This is a genomic window from Paraburkholderia sp. EG287B, from assembly GCF_040965595.1.
GTDB lineage: Bacteria > Pseudomonadota > Gammaproteobacteria > Burkholderiales > Burkholderiaceae > Paraburkholderia.
Window position 1 is genome coordinate 130122 of record NZ_JBFRCG010000016.1, and the last position, 24427, is coordinate 154548.

The following is a 24427-nucleotide window of genomic DNA, read 5'->3' on the forward strand; positions in this document are numbered from 1 at the left end:
CGGCGATGGAAGGCGCACGCACCTCGGGCATGCTGGTCAAGCCGGTTCATCTCGTTCCCTCGAGCGCGGGCCACGGCTCGCCGCTCGCGCGGCGCCTGCGTGAAGCGCTGCGCGGCGACGTGTTGTTCGACGCCGCGAGCCGCGGCCGTTACGCGACCGACGCCTCGATCTATCAGATCATGCCCATCGGCGTGGTCGTGCCGCGCGATCAGGACGATTTGCGCGCCGCGCTGGAAGTGGCGCGCCTCGCGCACGCTCCCGTGCTGGCGCGCGGCGCGGGTACGAGCCAGTGCGGGCAGACGGTGGGCGAGGCGCTCGTGATCGACACGTCGAAGTGGCTCAACAACATCGTCGAGTTCGACGCCGACGCGCGCACGGTGACGGTCGAACCGGGCGTCGTGCTCGATCATCTGAACGCGTGGCTCAAGCCGCACGGGTTGTGGTTTCCCGTGGACGTTTCGACGGCCGCGCAGTGCACGATCGGCGGCATGGCGGGCAACAACTCGTGTGGCTCGCGTTCGATCGAATACGGCAACATGGTGCACAACGTGCTCGGCATCGACGCCATTCTCGCGGACGGCACCGAAGCGCGCTTCCAGTCGCTGAACCTGCCGCACGAAGGCGCGCGGCTGGCGGCGCTGCTCGAAGGCGTGCAGCGCATCGCCACGCGCGAGCGCGGCGAGATCGCCGAACGCATGCCGAAGGTGCTGCGCCGCGTGGCCGGCTACAACATCGACCTGTTCGATTGCCAGAACCCGCTCGCGTATACCGACGACGGCGTGGCGAATCTCGCGCATCTGCTCGTGGGCTCCGAAGGTACGCTCGCGTTCAGCCGGCAGATCACGCTGAAGCTCGCGCCGCTGCCCGCGCACAAAACGCTGGGCGTGGTGAGCTTTCCTACGTTCTGGCAGGCGATGGACTCGGCGCAGCACATCGTCAAGCTCAAGCCGACTGCGGTCGAACTGGTCGATCGCACGATGATCGAACTCGCGCTCGGCAATCCGGGCTTCAAGCCGGTGATCGAAAAGGCGCTGGTGGGCAGGCCCGATGCGATCCTGCTGGTCGAGTTCGCGGGCGACGAACGCGACGCCCAACTGCGCCGCCTCGATGAACTGGTCGAGCTGATGGGCGACCACGGTCTGCCGGACTCGGTCGTGAAGATGACCGATGCAAACGAGCAAAAGGCGCTGTGGGAAGTGCGCAAGGCGGGCCTGAACATCATGATGAGCATGAAGGGCGACGGCAAGCCCGTCTCGTTCATCGAGGACTGCGCGGTGCCGCTCGAACATCTCGCGGAGTACACGAGCCGCCTGACCGAAATCTTCCATCGGCACGGTACCGAAGGCACGTGGTACGCGCACGCGAGCGTCGGCACGCTGCATGTGCGGCCGATACTCGACATGCGCCGCGACGGCGCGGCCAAAATGCGCGCGATAGGGGAGCAGGCTGCGGAACTGGTGCGCGAGTACAAGGGCGCGTTTTCGGGCGAGCATGGTGACGGTTTGTGCCGCGGCGAATGGATTGCCTGGCAGTACGGACCGAAGATCAACCAGGCGTTCATGGAAATCAAGCAGCTGTTCGACCCGGAGAACCGCTTCAATCCCGACAAGATCGTGCGGCCGCCGAAGATGGACGACGCGAAGCTGTTCCGCTTCGCGCCGGGCTATCGCGAGCGCCAGATGCGGCCGATGCTCGACTGGTCGGCGTGGGACGTGGGCCGCGATCCGCTGACGGGTGTGGAAACGCCGCCCGGCAGCGGCGACGACCTGACGGGCGGCCTCGCGAAAGCCGTGGAGATGTGCAACAACAACGGCCACTGCCGCAAGTTCGACGCGGGCACGATGTGCCCGAGCTACCGCGTGACGAAAGACGAGAAGCACGTGACGCGCGGTCGCGCGAACACGTTGCGGCTCGCGATCTCAGGGCAGCTGGGCGAGGACGGACTCGCGAGCGACGACGTCAAGGACACGCTCGACCTGTGCGTCTCGTGCAAGGGCTGCAAGCGCGACTGTCCGACCGGCGTGGACATGGCGAAGCTGAAGATCGAGGCGCGCGCGGCCTGGAACACGAAGCACGGCCTCAAGCTGCGCGAGAAGACGATTGCGTATTTACCGCGCTATGCGCGACGCGTGGCGCAAGCGGGCGGCCTTGCGGCGGCGGGCGAGCGCATTCCGCTGGTCTCCGCGTGGGCGAAGCGCGTGCTCGGCATCGCGCCGCAACGCTCGCTGCCGCAGTTCCGGCCTTCGTTCCTTGCTGAGGTCGCGGCCGCAAAGCCCGACGCAGCAGCGGCAACGAAGGAAGTGGTGCTGTTCGTCGACACCTTCAACGACAACTTCGAGCCCGAAAACGCCCGCGCCGCGAAACGCGTGCTCGAAGCGGCCGGCTATTTCGTGCACTTCAACGTGCGCGGCGAAGAGCGCCCGCTCTGCTGCGGCCGCACGTTCCTCGCTGCGGGGCTGGTGGACGAGGCGAAGCACGAGGCGCGGCGCCTGCTCGATACGCTCATGCCGTTCGTGGCGCGCGGCGTGTCGATCGTCGGGCTCGAACCTTCGTGCCTGCTCTCGATGCGCGACGAATTCCTGCAATACGGCTACGGCGACGAAGCGCGCGAGCTGTCGGCCGCGGCGTTCCTGTTCGAGGAATTCCTCGTGCGCGAAAAGGGCGCGGGCCGCTTCGATCTGACCTTGCACGAACTCGACGCGCCGCGCGCGTGGGTGCACGGCCACTGCCACCAGAAAGCGTTCGATGCCTTCCGGCCCGTGCTCACGGTGCTAGGCTGGATTCCGGGCCTCGAGGTCAAGCCGATCGAATCGTCATGCTGCGGGATGGCGGGCAGCTTCGGCTACGAAGCGGAGCACTACGAAGCTTCGCTGGCGATGGCCGAGCTGGCGCTGTTGCCCGCCGTGCGCAAGGTGGATCGCGCCGATCTCGTCGTGGCGGACGGCACGAGCTGCCGCCACCAGATCCACGACGGCGCAAACGCCACGGCGCTGCACGTGGCGCGGGTGCTGGAAATGGCGATGCGCTAGGTCGCCAGCGTGCTCGCGCCCTGGCGCGCGCGCACGGCATCCACGGCGTGCAGCATCTTGCCGAAGAACGCATCGGCGAATTGTGAATCGAGCCAGCGCACGATCAGCGCGATCCTGCGCTCGGGCTCGATCCACATGAACGAACTGCCCGCGCCGACGCCGAACCAGCTCGACTCCGGCACGCCCGGAAACATGCGCCGCCCCGTGTTGAGCCAGACCAGCGAACCGTAAAACGGCGCGAGCGGACAGGGCGTGCGCATGCGCGCGATCCATTCGCTCGAAAGCACGCGGCGGCCCGCGGCGACGCCATCGTCGAGCAGCATTTGTGCGACCTTCAACTGATCGTTGGCGCTCACCGACATGCCGCCGCCCCAATGCGAGCCGCCCGGCACCGACTGCACGCGTCGGCCGCCCAGGTCGATCCACGCGTCGTCGTAGCCGACCCATTGCCAGTTCTCGCTCGCGCCGACGGGTCGCATGATCGTCTCGCGAAAGACTTCGGGTAACGAACGACCGAACAGGCGTAGGAGCGCGAACGAAAGCTGGTTGATGCGCACGTCGTTGTATTCCCAATACGTGCCTGGCGCGCGCAACGGGCGCAAGTCGCCCTTTTTCCCATCGGGCGGCTCGCCGAACGTGACGGCGCGATAGTGATCGGCCTGATCGGAGAGGCCGAAGCACGTGCCTTGCCATTCGCTCGTCTGTTGCAGCAGATGCGTCCACGTGACCTGGGCGTTGTGGGCATCATCGAAGCCGATGCCGGGCACGCGCACGTGGACGGGCTCGTCGGGATCGGGCAGCAGGCCGCGGTCGTGCGCCACGCCCGCAAGCAGCGCCAGATACGTCTTCGCGATGCTGAAGGTCAGATCGGGCCGATCGGGCGCGCCCCATTGCGCGAGTGGCTGTCCATTCACGGCGATGGCGCCGGACACGGGGCCGCGGTCGTGAATGGGGCCCAGCAAGCGGTTCCACGGTGGCGGGTCGTTCACGTGCACGCCGAAGTTGCCATCGGCATTGCGGTCCCATGCCGATTCGTGATCGACGGAAAACTGGATGGCGTCCTGAACTTCCTGCGGCAAATCGTGTTGCATACGTGCGTGTTTCCTGTTGGTGTTCTTGTAAGGCGCCGTTTCAACGGGCGCCGAGGCGTACGCTGGCCCAGATCAGCGTGGCGAGGCTCAGCACGGCCGCGAACATCAGCCAGAGCCCCGGCGCGAGATTGTTGCCCGTCGCCGCAATGAGCGAGGCCACGGCCAGCGGCGTGAAGCCGCCGAACACGGTCGTGCCGACGTTATAGGCGAGCGCCATGCCCGTGGTGCGCGTGCGCGTGGGGAAGAAGCTGGCCATGAGCGCCGGAATCGAGGCGAAGTAGGTGACCTTCAGCACCGCGATCCAGACCACGGCGGCCAGCAGCGAGGGCAGCGAAGGATGGGTATTGACGAACACGAACGCGGGATAGACGGTGAGCAGGAACAGCACGCCCGCCACGAACATGATGCGCGTGCGGCCCACTTTGTCCGACCAGTGGCCCACGATCGGCGTGAGCACGATGGCGATCAGGCCGGCCACGAGCGTGGCAATGAAGCCCGACGAAGGCGCGAGGCCGAGCTGCCGCGCGGCATAAGTCGGCATGTAGAGCAGCACGTACTGGGCCGACGTGGTCAGGATCAGCACGCCGATCGATGCGATCACACGCGACTTCTGCGTGGCGAACAGTTCGCGCACGGGCGACTCGGCTTTTTCGATGCGCTCGAATTCGGGCGTTTCGTCCATGCGTCTGCGGATATAAAGACCCACGGGACCGATCAGCACGCCGAACAGGAATGGAATGCGCCAGCCCCAGCCTTCGAGCTGCGGCTGCGTGAGCATGCCCGTGAGCACCGCGCCGAACAAGGAGACGAGCAGCGTGCTCGCGCCCTGGCTCGAGAACTGCCAGCTCGACATGAAACCGCTGCGCTGCGGCGCGTGCTCGATCAGGAAGGCGGTCGAACTGCCGAACTCGCCGCCCGCCGAAAAGCCCTGTAGAAGACGCGAGGCAAAAATGCCGATGGGCGCGAGGATGCCGATCGTCGCGTAGGTGGGCATCAGCGCGACCATGCCGGTGCCGATCGTCATCATCGCAATGGAGAGCGTGAGCGACGCCTTGCGGCCCTTGCGGTCGCTGTACGAGCCGAGCACGAGCGCGCCGACCGGCCGTGCGAGGTACGAGAGCGCGAAGGTGCCGAGCGTGAGCAGCAGCGACATCGTCGCGTTGTGAACGGGGAAGAAGAGCTTGGAGAGCGTCGAGGCGAAGTAGCCGTACGCCAGCAGGTCGTAGAACTCGAGCGCGTTGCCGATCGAAGTCGCGAGGATGAGCCGCGAGACGTTCTTGCCTGACGTGCCTTGAGCGGGCTCTGACCAGTGTTCGCTGCCGTGCGCGGGTAGGGATTCGATGCTCATTGGGACGTCCTCATGCAAGCGTGGTTGGATGCGGTGCGGGGTTGGACGCGCCGGCCTCTCTTGCGCCGAGGTCCCAGAAGAGGCCAGCCATGATGCGCAGCCCGTCGCGCACGACCGGGCCGAGCAGGTGCTCGTTCGGCGCGTGCTGCGAGCAGCCTGGATACGAATGCGGCACCCACAGCGTGGGCATGCCGAGCACCTCGGCGAATACCTCGTTGGGCAGCGTGCCGCCCAGGTTCGGCAGCAGCACGGGGTCGGCGCCCGTGGTCTCGCGCAGCGAGCGTAGCGCCCACTGCACCCAGGCGTTGTCGGGATCGACACGCGTGGCCGGTGCGCCGCGTTCCACTTCGAGTTCGATCATGTCGAAGCCGTGCGCGCCGAGGTGCGCGCGCACGATCCGTTCGAGGTCCTGCCAGTTCGTGCCGACGACGAAGCGGATCTGCAGGTAAGCGATGGCGTGCGGCGGAATCGCGTTCACGGGCTTCTCAGGGTTGCCCGTGCGGAACGCGAGTACTTCCAGATTGTTCCAGCCGAACACGCGCTCGGTGGGCGTGAGGCCCGGCTCGCCGTAATCGCGATCGATCTCGGGCTCGCCCGGATTGCCGCCCACGCGAATTTCGGCGAGCGCGCGGCGCACGGATTCCGGAATCGGCGGCGGGCGCAGGCCATCGACGAGGATCTTGCCGTGCGCATCGACCATGGAAGCGATCGCATTCGCGAGCACGACGCCCGGATTGCGCAGCAGGCCGCCCCAGTTGCCCGAATGATGGCCGCCTTCGCGCAGCGTGAGTTCGAGCCTGAAATTGACGAGGCCGCGCGAGCCGAGAAAGATCGTCGGGCGGTGCGCGGAGAGGCGCGGTCCGTCGGAGGCGATCAGCACGTCGGCGGCGAGTTCGTCGCGCAGCCGCGTGCACAGTTCGTGCAGGCCCGGCGAGCCCACTTCCTCGCCCGTTTCGAACAGCAGCTTGAGGTTGAAGCCGAGCCGGCCGCCGCGCGCGTCGAGCACCGCCTCGAGTGCCGCGAGGTTGATGCTGTGCTGGCCTTTGTTGTCGGCGGTGCCGCGGCCGTACCAGCGCTCGCCGTCGACGGTCACGTCCCATGGCGTGAGGCCCGCGCGCCACTGCGCGTCGTAGCCGCGCACCACGTCGCCGTGGCCGTAGCTGAGCACGGTGGGCAGCGCGTCGTCTTCGTGGCGGTGGGCAATCAGGAACGGGCCCGCGCCTTTGGCGGGATTCTCGACGACCCGGCAGGTGAAACCCCATTGGGTGAGCAGCGGCGTGAGTTCTTCGTCCAGATAGCTGCGCAAACGGCCGCCGCTCTCCGGCTCCTGGCTCTCGGTGCGAAACGCCACGCGGCGGCGCAGATCGTTCAGGAAGCGGCCTGAATCGTATTGAGCGGTTGCGGTTTGAATGGCGGTGTCACGGGTCAACGCGCGTCTCCCTCTGGTTGAGGCCGTCTGCAGCCGTCGAACGATCGTGCAACCGCCGATATTTCTGCACAATTACAATATTTGTGATTTATCTTTGCCGAAACGGCAAAGCGGACGAGACCGCGCGCATCGACATGGACAACACCGCACTGCGCTATTTTCTGGAAGTGGCCCGCAGCGGCTCGCTGAGCAAGGCGTCCGAGCGGCTCTACGTCGCCGTTTCGGCGCTCAGCCGCCAGATCGCCCGGCTCGAAGAAGAACTCGGCACGCCGCTATTCGAACGGCGCCCGCGCGGCATGGTGCTGAGCGAGGCGGGACGCATGCTGGCCGAGCACGCGCGGCGCAGCCTGCTCGAAACGGAGCGCGTGGTCGGCGAGATTCGCGGGCTGAGCGAGGGCGGCCGCGCGACCATCCGCGTGGCGAGTTCCGAAGGCCTCGCGCCGGATTTTCTGCCGCAGGTGTTTGCGCACTTTCTCCGGACGTACCCGCAAACGCATTTTCAGCTGGACGTGTCGGCGCCTTCTGTTGCAACGCAGCGTGTGCGCGAGGGCACGGCCGATATCGCGTTGTGCTTCAGCGTCGCGCCCGAGAAGGAGATTGCCGTGCACTGTTCGCAGCGTGCGCCGATCTTCGCGCTGATGCGGCGCGATCATCCGCTGGCGGCGAGCGAGTCGCTGTCGCTGCGCGATCTGATCCCGTGGCCGGTCGCCATGAACAGCCAGGGCGTGACGATCCGCCAACTGCTCGACATCGCCTGCAGCCTCGAAGGGTTGATCTTCGAGCCGGTGTTCGTCAGCAACTATCATGTGGCGTTGCAACGATTCGTACGCCTGACCGATGCCGTGACGTTCACCGGTTTTCTGACCGTGCGCGGCCGTCTCGAGGTGGAGGGGCTGGCCGCCGTGCCGCTCACGAATCCGGAGCTGCATCAGCGTACGCTGCAGATCCAGACGATGGCGGGCCGCACGCTGCCGCAGACCATGCAGGCCTTCCTCGACCTGCTCACGCGCGCGATCGACGGCGAGGAGCTCGTGTGCGGCTGATTTTGCCTACGCGGTGAGCCGCGCGGCGAGCCGGCGCATGCCGGCGAAAACGGCGTCGGCTACGTCTGCGGGGAAGCCGGCGGGGATCTGCGCCGCGACGGCTTCGATCACGCGCGGTGTTTGCGCCGCCAACTGCGCAAGCATCGCTTCGACCTCCGCCGCGGCGAATCCCACGCGCTGGCCCTGCGCGATCCAGTGGCGCGGATAGATCTCCTCGACGCGGTAGTGCCGGTTGCGTCCGCGCACGGCCATCGCAAGGCTCACGCGTTGTGGTGCAATATGATTGCGGCCCCGGCCGATGACCGGATGCGCGCTGAGCACGTCGTAGAGCGGCGTGGCCGCGTACTGGCTGCCGGGCAGCAGCGCAATGCTGTAGTTCTTCGCGTGGCCGTCCGTGGCCGCGAGCAGCCAGAAGATGACCTGCGTGACGAAGAAGTTGCGGCGGTCGGCCGTGGCTTGCGCGGAGCCGTCCAGCACCTGCATGATTGCGTCGATGCCGGGGCCGCCGTCGGCTTCGTATTTGGCGAGGCCGGACGTGCCCGTGGCCTGGCACAGATCCTCCTGCGGCAGGCGCACGATCCATTTCGCGTCGCTCGCGAGACGCCGGTCGAAGCGCTCCACGACCAGTGCCTTCGTGTCCTCGAATTGCGCGATTTCGCACGGTGCGACGGGCAGACCGTACGCCGCGATGATTTGCGTGCACAGCCACTCGTTTTCCACCGAAGTGCGCATGTCGGCGCGCATATTGCCGACGAGGCCGAGCGGCAGCTTCAGGATGTGCGTGGTCGGCGTGCTGCCCTGCGGAAGCAGCCACTCGCCGCCATGCCGCAGCAGCGCGGTCTTTTCCTGCGCCCCCGCGATCGACAGCCGCAGGCTGTCCACGGCATCGTGCTCGCCCGCGTGCGGCGTGGCGGTGGTATCGCGCAGGAGTTGCGCGATGTCGCCGTCGCTCAGGGCGCGCCCCTTGATGCTCTTCAGGCCGGTGGGAGCAACGCCAGCGGGAAGAATCTGCAGCGCACCCACGCAATCGCGGCCGAGCGTAGCGAGCAGTTCGAACGGCGAGGTGCCGCCGGTCTGGTAGCGCGCGGCGATGCGTCTGCGGATGCGGTCGCTGTCCGGCAGCAGATTGTCGAAATAGTCCGCGACGATCTGGCCGCTGTAGGGCTGGTTGCCGGGCGTGAACGGCAGCGAAAGGGAGAGGGGGCGGCCTTGCTCGTCGTCGAGCCAGCTGTCGAGGTAGACGAGGCGTTCGTTGCCGCGCGCGTTCTCCCAGTATCCGACCGGCAGGCCGTTCATCCACAGGTCGAGCCGGTTGGGCAGGCGGGGGCGTGCGCTCACCAGTCCTCCCTCGGCTTGCGGCGGGCGGTGGACTGGCGCTGCGGCGCTGCGGCCTCTGGCGTGGTGCGGGTGCGTTTGCGGCCGGCCGGGGGCTTGGCCGCGCTCGACATCCTGGCGGTGGCTGCAGGCGTCTTTGCCGGCCGGGGTGTGGCTTTCGCAGCGACCGGCGAGGCCTTGGCTTCGGGCGCGCCGAGCTTGATTTCGACGTCGAGGAGCCGCAGGACCCGCACGAGCCGTTCGACGCTCGCCGCTTCGGGATTCGCCTCGAACGCGGCATAGCTCTGCTGCGAGATGCCGAGCCGTGCGGCGAGGTCTTGCTGGGTGAGGCCGGCCTTCTTGCGGAAGCCGACGAGAATCGGGCGCAGCTGGCTCAGGGTCTTGAGAGGGTAGTCCACGGCAACTCCGGGCGGCGACATGCCGATGCAGACGGCCGCGGCAAACGGAAACGCGCGGCGCGGTCGAATACAGTCTATACCCTGTAAAGTAAAAATACAAATCACAGGCTGTAATTTGAAAATACAGCCTGCAGGTTGTATTCGCTGCCGGGCGAGGGCGCCTTGGGCGCGCGTGGTGCCGGCGAATGTGCAACTAACTGTCAATCGCCGCCCAACCCCGCCCCAGCCGCTTCGCGGCCAGAGCGGTCTGCTTTCAGGCGTCTGCGCCAGTCTCCGCTTTCTATCAGGACTCCGATCAGAGTTCGGCGCCTTGCATCGGCTCGCCAAGCACGAACGGTCCGCCCTGATACTGCTGCGCGGCGTCGGCCAGCTCGGCGTTCGGCGCGGTCGCCGGGAAGCGCTCGGCGTACGCCGCCGAGCTGTCGCGCGGCCGGTAGCCGAGGAAACCCGCCTTGCCGTTGTCCCACCAGCTTGCCGGGTTGTCCGACACGCCATAGACGATCGCATGGCCCACGCGGTTGGTGAACAGCGAGCAGCGCACGAGTTCGATGAAGTCGCGATAGCTCAGGAACGTGACGAGCATGCGTGCGTTCTTCGGTTCTTCGAACGACGAACCGATGCGCAGACAGACGGTTTCCATGCCGAAGCGATCGAAGTAATAGCGCGACAGCGATTCGCCGAAGCATTTCGTCACGCCGTACAGGCTGTCCGGCCGGTGCGCGGCATCGGTATCGAGCACGCTCGTCACAGGATGGAAGCCCGTGACGTGATTGGAGCTGGCGTAGACGATGCGCTTGATGCCGTGCTTGCGCGCGGCTTCATAGAGGTTGTACGTGCCGCGGATGTTGGCTTCGAGCAGATCGTCGAACGGCGCGTCGATGGAGATGCCGCCCAGGTGCACGATCGCATCCACGCCTTCCACGAGTTGCATGACCGCCTCGCGGTCCGAGAGGTCGACGCGGCGCGTTTCCTCGTGCGGCGCCGCCTCGCCCAGTTCCGTGATGTCGCTGACGCGCACGACGTCGGCCCAGTTCGCGAGCGCGCCGCGCAACTGACGGCCCAGATTGCCGCCCGCGCCAGTGAGAAGAAGGCGGCCGAACGGTTTGGCTGCAAGTGAGTGTTGCGACATCAGGGCTCCCTGGGAATTATTTTGATATGGAAAACGCGAGGAAAACGTTTTCCGAATATAGCCATCGCGAGTCGCAGCGTCAATGGAGGAATACCTGCGGCGAATACCCGGGGTTCACCCCAGGTCCGTTTCTGCGACAATGCTCGCCGTCGATCCTCCCTGGCGTTGCCAATCTATGAAAAGTGGTTCCCCGACGATTCGCGATGTCGCCGCCATGGCCGGCGTCTCGGTCGCGACGGTATCGAAGTACGTGAACGGCACGCAGCGCTTTTCGCCGGCGGTGGAAGCGAAGGTCAAGGACGCCATCGAGCGGCTCGGCTACCGCTCCAATCCGCTGGCGCGCTCGATGATCACGGGGCGCACGCGCACCATCGGCATCGCCATTCTGGACATCGCGAACCCGCACTTCACGAACGTGGTCAAGGGCGCGAACCGCGTGGCGCTCCAGCACGACTACACGCTGCTTCTCGTGGACGCCGAAGAGAATCTCGCGCGCGAGCGCTCGCTCATCGAAGCGCTCGCGCCGCGCGTGGACGGGCTGATCGTCAGCTCGCGGGCTTCCGAGGAGATCGCCCGGTGGACGATGAATCTGGGCAAGCCGGTCGTCATGCTCCGGACCGTGCGCGGGCTCGACATGCCCACCGTGGGATTCGACAACCGGCTCGCGACGTCCATGCTGGTGCGCCACCTGCTCAATCTCGGGCACCGCCATGTGGCCTATCTGGGCTTCGCCGCGGCGACCATCAACGACGAGCGTATTGCCGGCGCCACCGAGGCGCTGGCCGAGGCCGGCCTCACGCTCGACGTCTACGAGACGCACGCGCCGACCGCCCAGGCGGGCGAGCAGGCCTGCTCGCGGGTGATGCTGGGACCGAAGCGCCCGCAGGCGGTGATCTGCTACAACGACCTGATCGCGCTCGGCTTCATGAAGGAGGCCCGGTCGCTCGGCTTTCGCGTGCCGCAGGACGTCTCGGTCGCCGGCATCGACAACGTGCCCTACGGCGAATATGTCGAGCCGCGCCTCACCACGATCGACGGGCAGAGCGAGCGCATGGGCGAGCTGGCCATGCAAAAGCTCATCGACGTCCTCGCCGGCCGCGCCGATGTCGAGCAGGTCGTGCTCGAACCCCGCCTCGTCGTGCGCGACTCGACCGTCGCCTGCCGCTGATTTCCTGATCGCTGTAGATCCCCCGCGCTGGCCGCCAGACAACGGCCGGCGGCCTCGCCACGCCCGCTCCCGATCCGCCGCCTCGCCCGCGCCGACCCTGCGCCGACCCTGCGCCGACCCTGCGCCGACCCTGCGCCGACCCTGCGCCGACCCTGCGCCGCTCCGCGTAACTACCTACTAGCCATTTCAAAAGGAACGCATTAAATTTCGAGAAAACGTTTTCCAGAAATGGCGCGCGAAGAACAAAAGGAGATCGGGAAATGGCGGAGAACAGGCGCCGGTTGAAGTGCGCTGTGGTCGGGGTGGCGATTGCGGGCGCCGCACCCGCCTTTGCGTCGTCCTGCACGGGAAGCCAGTCCCGACGCAGGTCTTTGCGACCGGCTACACCGACACGCGCCACGCGAGCCAACGGCATCACGAGCACCGCGCAATACCGGCAGTTCAATCTCTCGCAGTCCTTCACGCGTTCCAGGCGCACGGGACTTTACGCGTTGCAGGCTTTCCAGCGTGCCAACGGCAAGACCCTCACGCCCGCAGGCAACGCTACGCAGATCATCAACGCGACCGCAACGAGCGGCGACGGCTTCCAGGCCGCGCCGTCTTCGTCACGCAGCATGGTCGCAGCAGGTGCAGGCATCATCCACCGGTTATGAGACACCCGGTTGGCCAGCGAATCAGCCCAAACACGGCTCGAAAACAACTCATCCATTCTTGGGGCAAGCGATGAAAAAGACCTTTCGCAATTCACGTAGCGCACGCGCCGCAATGACCGTTCTGGCGGCGGCGCTCGCGCTCACCGCAGGCGCCGCGCACGCGCGCGTGTTCCGCGTCGCCGACGTGCACAGCGACACCTTCCCGACCAACATGGCGCTCAAGCACATGGGCGAGGAAATTTCGCAGGCCACGGGCGGCAAGGATTCCATCAAGGTGTTCGGCAACAGCGCGCTCGGTTCGGAGAACGACACGATCGATCAGGTGCGCATCGGCGCGCTCGACATGGTGCGCGCCAATGGCGCCGCGTTCAACGAGATCGTGCCGGAATCGATGATTCCCTCGCTGCCGTTCCTCTTTCGCGACATCGACCATTTCCGCAAGGTGATGTACGGCCCCGAAGGCCAGAAGATTCTCGACGCGTTCAAGGCCAAGGGCATGATCGCGCTGACGTTCTACGAGAGCGGCGCGCGCTCGATCTACGCGAAGCGTCCGATCAAGTCGCCGGCCGACATGAAGGGCCTGAAGGTGCGTGTGCAGCCGTCCGACCTCATGGTCGACGAAATCAAGGCGATGGGCGGCACGCCCACGCCGATGCCGTTCGCCGAAGTCTATACGGGCCTGAAGACCGGCCTCGTGGACGCAGCGGAAAACAACCTGCCGTCGTACGAGGAAACCAGGCACTACGAAGTGGCGCAGGTGTACTCCGAGACCGATCACGCGATGACGCCGGAAGTGCTCGTGTTCTCGAAGAAGGTATGGGACACGCTCACGCCGCAGGAGCAGGAGATCATCAAGAAGGCGGCCGCCGACTCGGTGCCGTACTACGTAAAGCTCTGGACGGCGCGCGAAGATACGGCGGGCAAGACGGTGGAGAAGGGCGGCGCGACCATCATTCCGGCCGCGCAGGTCGATCGCGCGGCCTTCGTGAAGGCGATGCAGCCGGTCTGGACGAAGTATGAAAAGACGGCCGACATGAAGAAGATCGTGGACGAAATCCAGGCGATTCACTAAAGCCCGGGGCTCCGCGTCGCGAGCGGCGCGGAGCCGAAGCAACGCAGTTGTGTCGTGTGTGCCGTGCAAGGATGGATCATGACTTTCCTGAAACTCCCCAACGATTTGCTGTTTCGCCTGCTGACGATCGTTGCCTCGGTCGCGCTCGCCGCGCTGACGGTTCTCGTCTTCTACGGCGTGATCATGCGCTACGTGTTCGAGAGCGCGCCGGATTTCGTCGAGCCGGTCGCGTTGTTGCTGGTGGTCACGATCGCCATGTTCGGCGCCGCGCTCAAGGTGCGCGAGCGCGGCCATATCGGTCTCGATTCGCTCGTCAAGAAGCTGTCCCCGCGGGGGCAGTTGATCGCGGAGGCGTTCCAGCACCTCTGCCTGATCGCGCTCGGCGTGGCGATTTTCTTCGGCTGCCTGCAAATGGCGGACACGACCATGGACGACCACATCGCGATTCTCGGCATACCGGAAGCGGTGCGCTATGTCATTCCGGTCGTGGCCGGCACCTGCATCGTGCTGTTCTCGCTCGAGCATCTGCTGGCGCTGTTCGTACGCAAGGCAAAGTAGGGAAAACATGGAACTCGCAATTCTTTCGCTCAGTTTTTTGGTGCTCCTCGCCGTTGGGGTGCCGGTATCTTTCTCCCTCGGTCTCGCCTGCGTCAGCACGTACCTTTACGAAGGACTGCCGGCCGCGACTGCCATGCAGTCGATGATCTCGGGCATGAACGCGTTTTCGTTTCTCGCGGTGCCGTTCTTCATCTTCTCCGGTGAGCTGATGCTGCACGGCGGCATTGCCGACCGCATCCTGCGCTTCGCCCAGGCCACCGTGGGGCATTTTCGCGGCGGTCTCGGCATGGCCAATGTCGTCGCCTGCACGTTGTTCGGCGGCGTTTCCGGTTCGCCTTCCGCCGACACGTCGGCCATGGGCGGCGTGGTCATTCCGCTCATGAAGCGCGAGGGCTATAGCGCGGCCTACGCCGTCAACGTGACGACGCACTCGTCGCTGGCGGGCGCGTTGATGCCCACCTCGACGAACATGATCATCTACGCGTTCGCGGCGCAAGGCATCACGGGCACGCTGAACGGCCAGCAGATGAGCGGCGTGTCGATTGGCGACCTGCTGTTCTCGGGCCTGCTGCCGGTGTTGTGGGTCATGGGCTTCGTGCTGGTTGCCGCGTACTGGCAGGCGCGCCGCTTCGGCTATCCGCGCAGTGCGGACGGTTCGACCAGGCTGCAGGTGTTTCCCGGCTGGCTCGCCGTGGTGCGGGCGTTCCTCGGCGCGCTGCCCGGGCTGCTCGTGATCGCGATCATTCTGTTCTGCGTGGCGCGGGGCATTGCGACCGCAACCGAAGCGGCCGCGATTGCCGTGGTGTATTCGCTCGCGCTCACCGTGGTCGTGTATCGCTCGATGACGAAGGAGAAGCTGTTCTTCGCCCTCTCGCGCGCGGCCAAGACGACGGGCGTCGTGCTGCTGCTGATCGCGGTGTCGAACATGCTGCGCTATCAGATGGCGTATCTGGAGATTCCGGAGGCCATCGAGCGCGTGCTCGAACATGCCACGACGCTACCCTGGCTGATGCTTCTCTACATCAACATCATCCAGGTGTTTCTGGGCACGTTCATCGACATGGCGGCGCACATCCTCATCACGACGCCGCTGTTCCTGCCGCTCGCCATGCATAGCGGCGTGGGCCCGGTGCAGTTCGGCATCATGATCCTGCTGAACTGCGCACTCGGCCTCGTGCATCCGCCAATCGGCTCGGTGCAGTTCATCGGCTGTGCAATCGGCGACGTGTCGATCGGGGAGACGACCAAGGTCGCGTGGCCGTACTATCTCGCGATCTTTAGCGCGATCAATCTGGTCACCTACTTTCCGTTCTTCTCGACGTGGCTGCCCAGCGTGATCAACGGGCATCCGGTTTTCTAAAGCGACCGGGACATCCAAAAAGAAGCGGGCACCTGGCGTGCCCGCCTCGCTTTTCTGCATACGTGCCGTCAGGCCAAGCGTATCACCACCTTGCCGAAATGCTTGCCGGCTTCCAGCCATGCATAAGCTTCGGGCGCTTCGTCGAATGCGAACACGCGATCCACCACGGGGCGAATCTGCTGGGCGGCGACGAAACGCGTGAGGTCGTCGAGCATCGCGCGGCTGCCGACCATGATGCCGTGCAGACGTTTGATTCCGCCGATCACCGCAAGCAGTCCCAGTTCGGGGCCCGCGAAACTCGTCACGCCGCCGATGATCGTCACGAGCCCGCTCATCTTCGCGGCCGCCACCGAGCGCGGCAGCGTATCGCGTCCGCCCACTTCCACGACGATATCCGCACCTTCGCCGCCCGTGAGCCGCAGCACTTCGTCCTGCCATTCGGGATGCGAACGATAGTTGATCGTCTCGCTCGCGCCTAGCGTGCGGGCGCGTTCGAGCTTCTCGTCGCTCGACGACGTGATGATGGTCCGCAAGCCCGCCGCATGGGCGAGTTGCAACGCCCAGATCGACACGCCGCCGGTGCCGAGCAGCACCACGGTCGCGCCGGGCCGTGCGCCGCCATCGGCGAAGATCGCGTTCCAGGCGGTGATGCCGGCGCACGAGATCGTCGCGGCTTCCTCGTAGTTCAGGTGCGCGGGAATCGCAACGAGCGAAGTTTCCGCGGCGACGAAGCGTTCGGCGAGCACGCCGTCGAATTGCGCACCGGGCGTCTCGCGCACTTTCGACGGCGTGGGCGGGCCGTCCACCCAATGCGGGAAGTAGGTGTTGATCACGCGGTCGCCGGGTTTGAAGCGCGTGACGGCCGCGCCGACTTCGACCACTTCGCCCGCTCCGTCGGCGACCGGCACGAGCGGCGTGTCGCCAAGACCGAGGTAATCGCCGCGCGCGAACATCAGGTCGCGATAGTTGAGCGAGGCCGCGTGAATCTTCACGACCACGTCATGCGGGCCGGGCGTGCGCGGCGTGAAGTCGGCGCGCACGAGTGCGCCATGGCCGCTGCCGGCCTTCAGTTTCCATGCGTTCATGACTGCTCCAGTACGAGTGGGAACACCTATGATAGTGTTGCTTGCGAGGCGACATTGGTGAGATTCTGGAGCTTGGTTGTCGCCGTAAGGGATACAAAAGGAGTGGGGATATGAACGACCGCCTGAGCGGCGTGGCCGAATTCGTGGACGTGGTGGACGCGGGCAGCTTCTCCGCCGCGGGCGAGCGCCTTGGCGTGACGCGCTCGGCGGTCGCGAAGATCGTCGCGCGGCTCGAACAGCGCCTCGGCGTGCGCCTGCTGCAGCGGACCACGCGCAGCTTGAGCCTTACCGACGAAGGCCACGCCTACTACGAACAGTGCCGCCGCGTGCTGGGCGAGCTGAGCGCCGTGGAAGCCGCGTTCGATCACGGACGGCGCGAGCCGGCGGGGCGCCTGCGGATCAGCGCGCCGGTGCTGTTCGGGCGCCAGTGCGTGGCGCCCGTGGTGCGGCGGCTCGTCGAGGCGCATCCGCGTCTCAATGTCGAACTCTCGTTCAGCGACCGCGTGGCCGATCTCGTCGAGGACGGCTTCGATCTGGCCGTGCGCATCGGCACGCTGCCCGACCACGGCACGCTCGTCGCGCGCCGGCTCGGGGTGCAGCGCATGGGCATCTGCGCGTCGCCGGCGTATCTCGCGCAGCACGGCAAGCCCGCGGACGTCGCGGCGCTCGCCACGCACACCGGCATCGCCTATGGCCGCGCGGGACAGAGCCCGGCGTGGCGCGTGCGCGGCCCCGGCGGCGCAGTCGAGGAGTGCCGGCTCGCGTCGCGGCTGTGCTTCGACGACCTGCTGGCGATCGCCGACGCGGCCGCCGCCGGCGCCGGTCTCGCGTGGCTGCCGTGCTGGCTCATGAGCCCGTATCTGAGCGACGGTCGGCTCGAACTCGTCATGGACAGCAAGAGCGTGATGGGCGACGAAGTTCACGTCGTGCGGCAGAAGGCGCGGCACATACCGTCGAAGGTGCGCGTGGCCGTGGATGCGCTCGTCGCGGATATTTCGCGCATGCTCGGCACTGAACAAGACCCTATGAACCCGATGGACCTCATCGACCCGGACGAAAATTGACGAAATTTCATCAAGGTTTCCGTTGAGCGCGACAGGCGCGCCGCTTATGTTTGATCCCAGGAGGTGCGCTACGCGTTGCCATCGGCGTTGGCCAACCCCGAGGTCAAGCTCAAGAGGCTGCTTTGAGACGAAAAACGGAGACATGATGGCGCAACGACTCCTGGTGTTCCAGTCGCTCTGGTCGATGGAACGCCGCCATAGCGACGGCTACGAGCGCACGCTCGAACAAAACGTGCGGATGATCGCCGAGGCGGGCTTCGACGGCGTGAGCGCGCACTGCACGCAGCGCGAGGACGTGAAGCGCCTCGCGGAACTGCGCAAGACCTACGGGCTGGCGGCGGAAGGCCAATGCTTCCCGACGACCGTCGACGACCTGCAACCGGTGCTCGAACTCGCAACCGAATTCGGCCTGCACCACGTCGACCTGCAGCCCGACGTGCGCCCGCGCACGCAGCGCGAGGCGCTCGCGTTGCTGGACGGCTGGCAGCGGCTAGCCGAGCAGGTGGAGATCCCGGTCTACATCGAAACGCATCGCGACCGCATGACGACGGACCTGTATTTCACGCTCGATCTGCTCGATGCGCGCCCGGACCTCAAGCTGCTCGGCGACATTTCGCACTACCTGGTGGGGCGCGAGTTCGCGTGGCCGGTTTCGCAGGAGAATCACGCGCTCATGCATCGCATACTCGACGCATCGTGGGCGTTTCATGGCCGTGTGGCGAGCCGCGAGCAGGTGCAGATCGAGCTGTCGTTCGCGCCGCACCGCAAATGGGTGGATCTCTTTCTCGACTGGTGGCGCTACGGCTTTCATTCGTGGCGCAAGCGCGCGGGCGCGGACGACACGCTCGCGTTCACCTGCGAGCTGGGGCCGCAGCCTTACGCGATCATCGGGCCGGATGGCAACGACACGACCGACCGCTGGCGCGAATCGCTGCTCATGCGCGACTGGATTCGCGAGTTGTGGCAAGCGGTCGAAAAGGAATCCGCGCGCGACAGTGCCGCGGCGTGAAGCCAGTCACTCAATTCCCCACGCCCAGATACGGATTGCGCCGCACATTCGCCGAGCAAAAAATCCGGAACTCCACCGGCCCCGGCGGCGCGGGCGTTTCGAGCACGCCGCATGCGTTGAGCGCGTGCTGCAACGCTGAAATGACCTGACCGTCCGGGTCCTGGTCGATGGCGATATCCATCGTTCCTTGCTCGATGTACTGGCGATGCAGGTCGAGCATTTCATGGCCTGCCCACACGATCTTTCCCGTCGCGCCCACCTTGCGCAACGCGGCCTCGATTCCTGCCGACGCATAGCCGCTGTTGTAGATGCCGACCACGCCGCCGCGCTTGAGCGACTTGAGCACCGCGCGATGGCATTGGTCCACGTCGTCGAGCGTTTCCACTGCCTCTTCGTCGCAGACGAGGTGCGGAAACGATTCGGCCAGCTGTTCGCGGCACCCGCTGATCCGTTCGATATGCGCGTGATAGTCCTTGCGCGAGCAGATCAGCAGCACGCGGCCCGGCGCTTTTGCGAGGCGCCCGACGAAATAGCCCGCCGTGCGCCCCGCAAGCCGGTTGTCGATGCCCGCGTAATGCACGCGCTCGACCCCGTCGATGTCGGTGACCATCGTCACCACGGCCTCGCCCTGGTCGATCACGGTGCGCAGCGCGTCGCGCACCGCCTCCGTGTCGTGCGTGGTGACGATCAGGCCCGCGCGCTTGTAGTTCGGCTGCAGGATGGCGCGGGTAATGACGGCGTCGTCGGCTTCGGGGAGGAACTGCCGGTGCAGCACGATGCGCCGGTCGAGCATCTGCATGGAGCGCTCGAGTCCCAGCGTCAGCCGCTGGAAAAACGGCGTGCTGTTTTGCGGCAGCAGAACGTCGATATGCACGAGCCCGTGATGCGTTTCGGGTAATACGCGCGGCACGCCGAGCTGGCGGGCGGCCGCAACGACCCGCGCGCGCATCGCGGCGGACACGCTGCCGCGCTCGTTGAGCACGCGGTCCACCGTGGCGGGGCTCACGCCCGCGGCTTCGGCAATCTCCACGAAACGCGCCGTGCGCTTGCGGCGCGGCGATGCGGTGTCCGTCATGGGGCGTCTCCGTCCGTTTGCAGCAGTATTCCCTCAATCGCATGAACCTCGTACGAAGCTCGCAATACGGAAGTCGTCATGAGACCAATGCCGACTCTCAGGTGACACTTCCTTCGATGCATAAATGACGTCCTTTGCTACACTGCTGCGACTGCGAGGCCAGTGTCCACGCCACGCAAACTCACGCAGACAGACAAGAAGCATAATAAGGAACGTCATGGTAAAGAATGGCAGATGGAGCGCCGCCCTGCGCACTGCGATTGGCGTGCTGGGTCTCCTGACCGCGCATGCCGCGCTGGCCTATGGTCAGTCGTCCTATGATGACTGCATGCTGGCTGGCTTGCGCGACGCCCGTAATGAGATGGCATCGAACTATATCCAGCGCTCGTGCTATGCGCTGTACCGGAACGGCGAAATGCTGTTGCCGCGCGAGAAGGCATACCATGAGTGCATCCTGCAGAATATGCCCGGTGCGAGGGAACCGTCCGCGATCTCGCGCATCGCCCAGATCTGCTCGCGGCGGGGGCAGATGTAACGCCGCCCGCGATGAACCAAAAATAAAGCCCACCGAAGTGGGCTTTTTGCTTTCACCAACAACCGTTACTTCGCCACCGGCATCGAAAACTCCGCACCCTTTTCGGTGCTTTCCGGCCAGCGCTGCATGATCGACTTCTGCTTCGTATAGAAGCGCACGCCTTCTTCGCCATATGCGTGCATGTCGCCAAAGAGGCTGCGCTTCCAGCCGCCAAAGCCGTGCCATGCCATCGGCACCGGAATCGGCACGTTGATGCCCACCATGCCCACTTCGATCTGGCGGCCGAACTCGCGCGCCACGTGGCCGTCGCTCGTGAAGCAGGCGACGCCGTTACCGAACTCGTGATCGTTGATCAATTGCACGGCCTCAGCGAAGTCCTTCACGCGCACGCAGGCGAGCACCGGTCCGAAGATCTCTTCCTTGTAGATGCGCATCTCGGGCGTGACGTTGTCGAACAGCGTGCCGCCGGTGAAGAAGCCTGCTTCGTGGCCCGGCACCTTGAGGCCGCGCCCGTCCACCACGAGCGTCGCGCCTTCTTCCACGCCACTCGCGATATAGCCTTCGATGCGCTCGAGCGCCTGCTTCGTGACGATCGGGCCCATTTCCGCATCGGCTTCCATGCCGTTCTTCACGATCAGGCTGCGTGCGCGCTCGGCGAGGCGCGGCACGATCCTGTCGGCCACATCGCCCACCAGCACCGCCACCGAGATCGCCATGCAGCGCTCGCCGGCCGAGCCGTAGCCTGCACCGATCAGGGCGTCGACGGTCTTGTCGAGGTCCGCGTCGGGCATCACGACCATATGGTTCTTGGCGCCGCCGAGCGCCTGCACGCGCTTGCCGTGCTTCGCACCGGTCTCGTAGATGTAGTTCGCGATCGGCGTGGAGCCCACGAAGCTCACGGCCTTCACGTCGCGGTGCGCGAGCAGGGCGTCGACCACGACCTTGTCGCCTTGCACGACGTTGAACACGCCGTCGGGCAGGCCGGCTTCCTTGAGCAGACGCGCCATGAAGAGCGATGCCGAAGGGTCGCGCTCGCTAGGCTTGAGGATGAACGTGCAGCCGGCTGCGAGTGCCACCGGGAACATCCAGCACGGCACCATGCAGGGGAAGTTGAACGGCGTGATGCCGGCCACCACGCCCAGCGGCTGGCGCACGGTCCAGTTGTCCATGCCCGTGGAAACCTGCTCGGTGTAGTCGCCCTTGAGCAGTTGCGGAATGCCGCAGGCGAATTCGATCACGTCGATGCCGCGCGCCACTTCGCCCTGCGCGTCGGAGAAGACCTTGCCGTGCTCGGCCGTGATGATTGCCGCGAGTTCGTCCGCGTGGCGATTCATCAGTTCGAGAAAACGCAGCATGACGCGTGCGCGGCGAATCGGCGGCGTGTCGCGCCACTTCGGGAACGCGGCTTTCGCGCTCGCCACGGCGGCATCCACGTCGGCAACTTCGCCCAGCACGAGGCGGCGCGCGGCGGCGCCGGTCGCGGGGTTGAAGATCGCTTGCGTGCGGTCGCCCGTGCCACGCCCGGTCTTGCCGCCGATGAAGTGGACTACGTCTGCGGAATCGGTATAGGGCTGCATGTCATCTCCTCGTTGGGTGAGTGCGTGCCGCCAGTCTACGGAGGGTGCGGGGGCGAGGAAAGACGCTGGCGCTGAATTGATTGTTTTCAGCTGTGAACAATCGCTCGCGTGGTCTGTGAAAAGTCCACGAGCGGCATGCTAGTATCGGCGCGGGAATCACGAGTTTTGACGCGGACTTTTTATCGATGGATACACAGCGAGTCGAAGCACTCTGGACGCATTTGCACTGGCTCAATGTGCTGGCCACCCAGGGCAGCTATACCGCGGCGGCGACGCGCCTCGGCGTGAGCAAGGCGGCGGTGAGCCAGCGCATTGCCGAACTGGAGCGCGTGGCGGGCGTGCCGCTTGTGCAGCGCACCACGCGCAGCGTGCGCTTCACGGAGGCGGGGCTGCGGCTCGTGGAGGACACGCGCGCACAGTTCGACAGCATTGCCGCCAGCTTTGCGAGCGTGCGCGAGATGGCCGATGTCGCGCGCGGCACGGTGCGCGTCACCGCGCCCGTGGCCTTCGCGCGCCAGCAACTGGTGCCGCGTCTCGCGCAGTTTTCGCGCACGCATCCCGAAGTGCGCGTGCAGCTGGAGCTTTCCGACCGGCTCAGCTCGATCGCGACCGAAGGGTTCGATCTTGCGATTCGCCATAGCGCGCAGGTGCCGGAAACCCACGTGGCCTGGAAGCTCTGCGACACGCGCTCGGTCATCGTCGCCACGCGGCCTTACCTCAAGCAGCGCGGCATGCCGCAAACGCCCGCCGATCTGGCGCAGCACGACTGTCTGTTCTATCCGCGCCCGCTGGGCGCGGGGGTGTGGTCGTTCGAGAAAGCCGGCCGCCGCGCCGAAGGCGCGCGCGAGACGGTGACGGTGAATGGCCCGTTCTCGGCGAACAACAGCGAGGCGTTGCGCGACGCGGCGCTGGAGCATCTCGGCATCGCACTGTTGCCCGATTTCAGCGCGCAGGCCGCGCTGCAGGCCGGCAAGCTCGTCGTGCTGCTGCCCAACTGGCGCCCCGTGGGCGCGTTCGCTTCGCAATTGCACGTCGTGCGGCCGTATGGGGCGCAGGTGCCGCGAGCGGTCAAGCACTTTACGGAGTTTCTGCGGCAGACGTTCAAGGATGGCTTTCCGCTGGAGTGACCTGGCGCACGCAGCCATGCCGCCGCCTTCCTGATGCGTTCTTGATAGATTATTGGTATCCACGGCGCCCGGTGCCGACGTTATGCTTGACGCAACACGGAGGCAGACGCATGGACCAGCACGAAACACCGGTGACGGATTTGGGGCGGCAATGGTACGTCGAACGCGAATGCTCGCTGGAGGCCTTCGTGGAGCGTCTGCGCGACGACGGCAGCCCGTTGCGTTACGCATGCGATGTGAGGCAGAGCATTCCGGTGTACGACTGCGCGGCGCTTGAAGGCGTGCTTCTCGACGCGGCGCAGCGCGCGCAATTGCAGGCGGAATGGGCGCACGTGCTGCGCGACGGCGCTGGCGTGCTGGTGCTCGAGCGCGCTTACTCCAACACGCAGCCAGTGGACGATGCGACCGCCGTGTTCGAAGCCATCATCCGGGCCGAGCGGGAGCAGGGCACGAGCGGTGCGGACCATTTTGCAAAGGCGGGCGCAAACGACCGCATCTGGAATGCGCAACAGAAGCTCTGCCTCGAAGCGCCTGCCGTATTCGTCGACTACTTCGCGAACCTGCCGCTCATGACCGTGTGCGAGGCGTGGCTCGGACCGTGCTATCAGATGACCTCGCAGGTCAACGTGGTGCGTCCGGGCGGCGCGGCGCAGGAAGCGCACCGCGACTATCACCTGGGATTCCAGACGATCGAAGAGGCGCAGCGTTATCCGGCGCATGTGCATCACGTCTCCGCCTTCCTCACGCTCCAGGGGGCAGTGGCGCACAGCGAAATGCCGGTCGAGAGCGGGCCGACGAAACTCCTGCCGTACTCGCAACGCTATGCCGAGGGCTATCTTGCGTGGCGGCGAGCCGATTTCCGCGCGTATTTCGAGGCGCATTGCGTGCAGTTGCCGCTTGCCAAAGGCGACGCCTTGTTCTTCAATCCCGCGCTGTTTCATGCCGCGGGCGCGAACCGCACCGCCGACGTGCAGCGTATGGCGAACCTGCTGCAGGTTTCATCGGCAATGGGGCGCGCAATGGAAGCGCTCGACCGCACGAGCATGTGCGAGGCGGTTTATTCCGTCCTGCGCGAGCGGCACAGGAAGAGCCAAGGCGATGCAGTCGACCTCGCGACCGTGGCGGTCATCGCAGCGTGTGCCGAGGGCTATCCGTTTCCCACGAATCTCGACCGTGACCCGCCTCTGGGTGGCCTCGCGCCGGAAAGCCAGCAGGCACTCATGCAGCGCGCGCTGCGCGAGGACTGGGAGCCGGGCCGGTTCGCCGAGGCATTGCGCGCGCAGGGCGCGCGACGCGACCCCGCGTGAGCGCCGCGATGACCTCGTCGAGCACGGGGCCTGTC

20 protein-coding genes and 1 pseudogene are annotated in these 24427 nt (G+C 65.9%); 12 read left to right on the forward strand and 9 right to left on the reverse strand.

Annotation, left to right across the window (positions count from 1 at the left end; genetic code table 11):
• Nucleotides 1-5 precede the first annotated feature (5 nt).
• On the forward strand, nucleotides 6-3029 hold the full coding sequence (locus AB4Y40_RS28540) for an FAD-binding and (Fe-S)-binding domain-containing protein (protein WP_368690695.1): 3024 nt from the start codon (nucleotides 6-8) through the stop codon (nucleotides 3027-3029).
• Here AB4Y40_RS28540 and AB4Y40_RS28545 read toward each other — a convergent pair.
• From AB4Y40_RS28545 to AB4Y40_RS28555, 3 genes are read right to left on the reverse strand one after another with little or no spacing between them, the layout of a single operon-like run.
• Nucleotides 3026-4120, reverse strand: coding sequence for a serine hydrolase domain-containing protein (locus AB4Y40_RS28545; RefSeq protein WP_368690696.1), 1095 nt, complete (start codon nucleotides 4118-4120; stop codon nucleotides 3026-3028). The genes AB4Y40_RS28540 and AB4Y40_RS28545 overlap by 4 nt on opposite strands.
• Before the next feature lie 40 nt (nucleotides 4121-4160).
• Nucleotides 4161-5468 (reverse strand): MFS transporter, encoded by a 1308-nt coding sequence (locus AB4Y40_RS28550; protein WP_368690697.1) that lies wholly within the window; start codon nucleotides 5466-5468, stop codon nucleotides 4161-4163.
• Nucleotides 5469-5478: 10 nt separating this feature from the next.
• Nucleotides 5479-6897 (reverse strand): M20 family metallopeptidase, encoded by a 1419-nt coding sequence (locus AB4Y40_RS28555; RefSeq protein ID WP_368690698.1) that lies wholly within the window; start codon nucleotides 6895-6897, stop codon nucleotides 5479-5481.
• 134 nt (nucleotides 6898-7031) lie between these two features.
• On the opposite strand from AB4Y40_RS28555, the gene AB4Y40_RS28560 reads away from it, so the two are divergent.
• Nucleotides 7032-7940: a LysR substrate-binding domain-containing protein gene (locus AB4Y40_RS28560; protein ID WP_368690699.1), complete on the forward strand. Its 909-nt coding sequence runs from the start codon at nucleotides 7032-7034 to the stop codon at nucleotides 7938-7940.
• A gap of 6 nt (nucleotides 7941-7946) precedes the next feature.
• On the opposite strand, the gene AB4Y40_RS28565 is transcribed toward AB4Y40_RS28560, so the two are convergent.
• The 3 genes from AB4Y40_RS28565 to AB4Y40_RS28575 all read right to left on the reverse strand — a co-directional run bounded on the left by AB4Y40_RS28565 (nucleotide 7947) and on the right by AB4Y40_RS28575 (nucleotide 10802).
• Nucleotides 7947-9236 (reverse strand): type II toxin-antitoxin system HipA family toxin, encoded by a 1290-nt coding sequence (locus AB4Y40_RS28565; RefSeq protein WP_368690819.1) that lies wholly within the window; start codon nucleotides 9234-9236, stop codon nucleotides 7947-7949.
• 38 nt (nucleotides 9237-9274) lie between these two features.
• Entirely contained in the window at nucleotides 9275-9673 is a 399-nt protein-coding gene (locus AB4Y40_RS28570) for a helix-turn-helix domain-containing protein (RefSeq protein ID WP_368690700.1), read from the reverse strand.
• Nucleotides 9674-9968: 295 nt separating this feature from the next.
• Nucleotides 9969-10802 (reverse strand): NAD-dependent epimerase/dehydratase family protein, encoded by an 834-nt coding sequence (locus AB4Y40_RS28575; protein WP_368690701.1) that lies wholly within the window; start codon nucleotides 10800-10802, stop codon nucleotides 9969-9971.
• Nucleotides 10803-10977: 175 nt separating this feature from the next.
• Here AB4Y40_RS28575 and AB4Y40_RS28580 point away from each other — a divergent pair, with 175 nt between their 5' ends.
• From AB4Y40_RS28580 to AB4Y40_RS28600, 5 genes and pseudogenes are all read left to right on the forward strand, one after another.
• A complete protein-coding gene (locus AB4Y40_RS28580; RefSeq protein ID WP_368690702.1) occupies nucleotides 10978-11970 on the forward strand; it encodes a LacI family DNA-binding transcriptional regulator in 993 nt (330 codons plus the stop codon).
• Between the two features lie 370 nt (nucleotides 11971-12340).
• Nucleotides 12341-12623: pseudogene (locus tag AB4Y40_RS28585) on the forward strand (porin); the annotation flags it as partial.
• Nucleotides 12624-12693: 70 nt separating this feature from the next.
• Nucleotides 12694-13695: a TRAP transporter substrate-binding protein gene (locus AB4Y40_RS28590; RefSeq protein ID WP_368690703.1), complete on the forward strand. Its 1002-nt coding sequence runs from the start codon at nucleotides 12694-12696 to the stop codon at nucleotides 13693-13695.
• Between the two features lie 78 nt (nucleotides 13696-13773).
• Entirely contained in the window at nucleotides 13774-14253 is a 480-nt protein-coding gene (locus AB4Y40_RS28595) for a TRAP transporter small permease (RefSeq protein WP_368604437.1), read from the forward strand.
• 7 nt (nucleotides 14254-14260) lie between these two features.
• The gene (locus AB4Y40_RS28600; RefSeq protein WP_368690704.1) at nucleotides 14261-15613 is read left to right on the forward strand and encodes a TRAP transporter large permease; all 1353 of its coding nucleotides are present in this window, start codon (nucleotides 14261-14263) and stop codon (nucleotides 15611-15613) included.
• A gap of 68 nt (nucleotides 15614-15681) precedes the next feature.
• Here AB4Y40_RS28600 and AB4Y40_RS28605 read toward each other — a convergent pair whose 3' ends face one another.
• Entirely contained in the window at nucleotides 15682-16698 is a 1017-nt protein-coding gene (locus tag AB4Y40_RS28605) for an NAD(P)-dependent alcohol dehydrogenase (RefSeq protein WP_368690705.1), read from the reverse strand.
• 110 nt (nucleotides 16699-16808) lie between these two features.
• On the opposite strand from AB4Y40_RS28605, the gene AB4Y40_RS28610 reads away from it, so the two are divergent.
• Both AB4Y40_RS28610 and AB4Y40_RS28615 read left to right on the forward strand, forming a co-directional pair.
• Nucleotides 16809-17762, forward strand: coding sequence for a LysR family transcriptional regulator (locus AB4Y40_RS28610; RefSeq protein WP_368690706.1), 954 nt, complete (start codon nucleotides 16809-16811; stop codon nucleotides 17760-17762).
• 142 nt (nucleotides 17763-17904) lie between these two features.
• Complete coding sequence (locus tag AB4Y40_RS28615; RefSeq protein ID WP_368690707.1) at nucleotides 17905-18771, forward strand: sugar phosphate isomerase/epimerase family protein; 867 nt, start codon at nucleotides 17905-17907, stop codon at nucleotides 18769-18771.
• 10 nt (nucleotides 18772-18781) lie between these two features.
• Here AB4Y40_RS28615 and AB4Y40_RS28620 read toward each other — a convergent pair whose 3' ends face one another.
• Entirely contained in the window at nucleotides 18782-19846 is a 1065-nt protein-coding gene (locus AB4Y40_RS28620) for a LacI family DNA-binding transcriptional regulator (protein WP_368690708.1), read from the reverse strand.
• A gap of 217 nt (nucleotides 19847-20063) precedes the next feature.
• Between AB4Y40_RS28620 and AB4Y40_RS28625 the strand changes: the two genes are divergently transcribed.
• On the forward strand, nucleotides 20064-20381 hold the full coding sequence (locus AB4Y40_RS28625) for a VF_A0006 family four-cysteine protein (protein ID WP_368690709.1): 318 nt from the start codon (nucleotides 20064-20066) through the stop codon (nucleotides 20379-20381).
• Nucleotides 20382-20446: 65 nt separating this feature from the next.
• Here the strand turns inward: AB4Y40_RS28625 and AB4Y40_RS28630 are convergent, their stop codons facing one another.
• A complete protein-coding gene (locus AB4Y40_RS28630) occupies nucleotides 20447-21958 on the reverse strand; it encodes a CoA-acylating methylmalonate-semialdehyde dehydrogenase (protein WP_368690710.1) in 1512 nt (503 codons plus the stop codon).
• 185 nt (nucleotides 21959-22143) lie between these two features.
• Between AB4Y40_RS28630 and AB4Y40_RS28635 the strand changes: the two genes are divergently transcribed.
• Together AB4Y40_RS28635 and AB4Y40_RS28640 are read left to right on the forward strand one after the other, a co-directional pair.
• Nucleotides 22144-23085 carry a LysR family transcriptional regulator gene (locus AB4Y40_RS28635; protein WP_368690711.1) on the forward strand — a complete coding sequence of 314 codons (942 nt, stop codon included), beginning with the start codon at nucleotides 22144-22146 and terminating at the stop codon, nucleotides 23083-23085.
• 110 nt (nucleotides 23086-23195) lie between these two features.
• A complete protein-coding gene (locus AB4Y40_RS28640; protein ID WP_368690712.1) occupies nucleotides 23196-24392 on the forward strand; it encodes a phytanoyl-CoA dioxygenase family protein in 1197 nt (398 codons plus the stop codon).
• Nucleotides 24393-24427 lie beyond the last annotated feature (35 nt).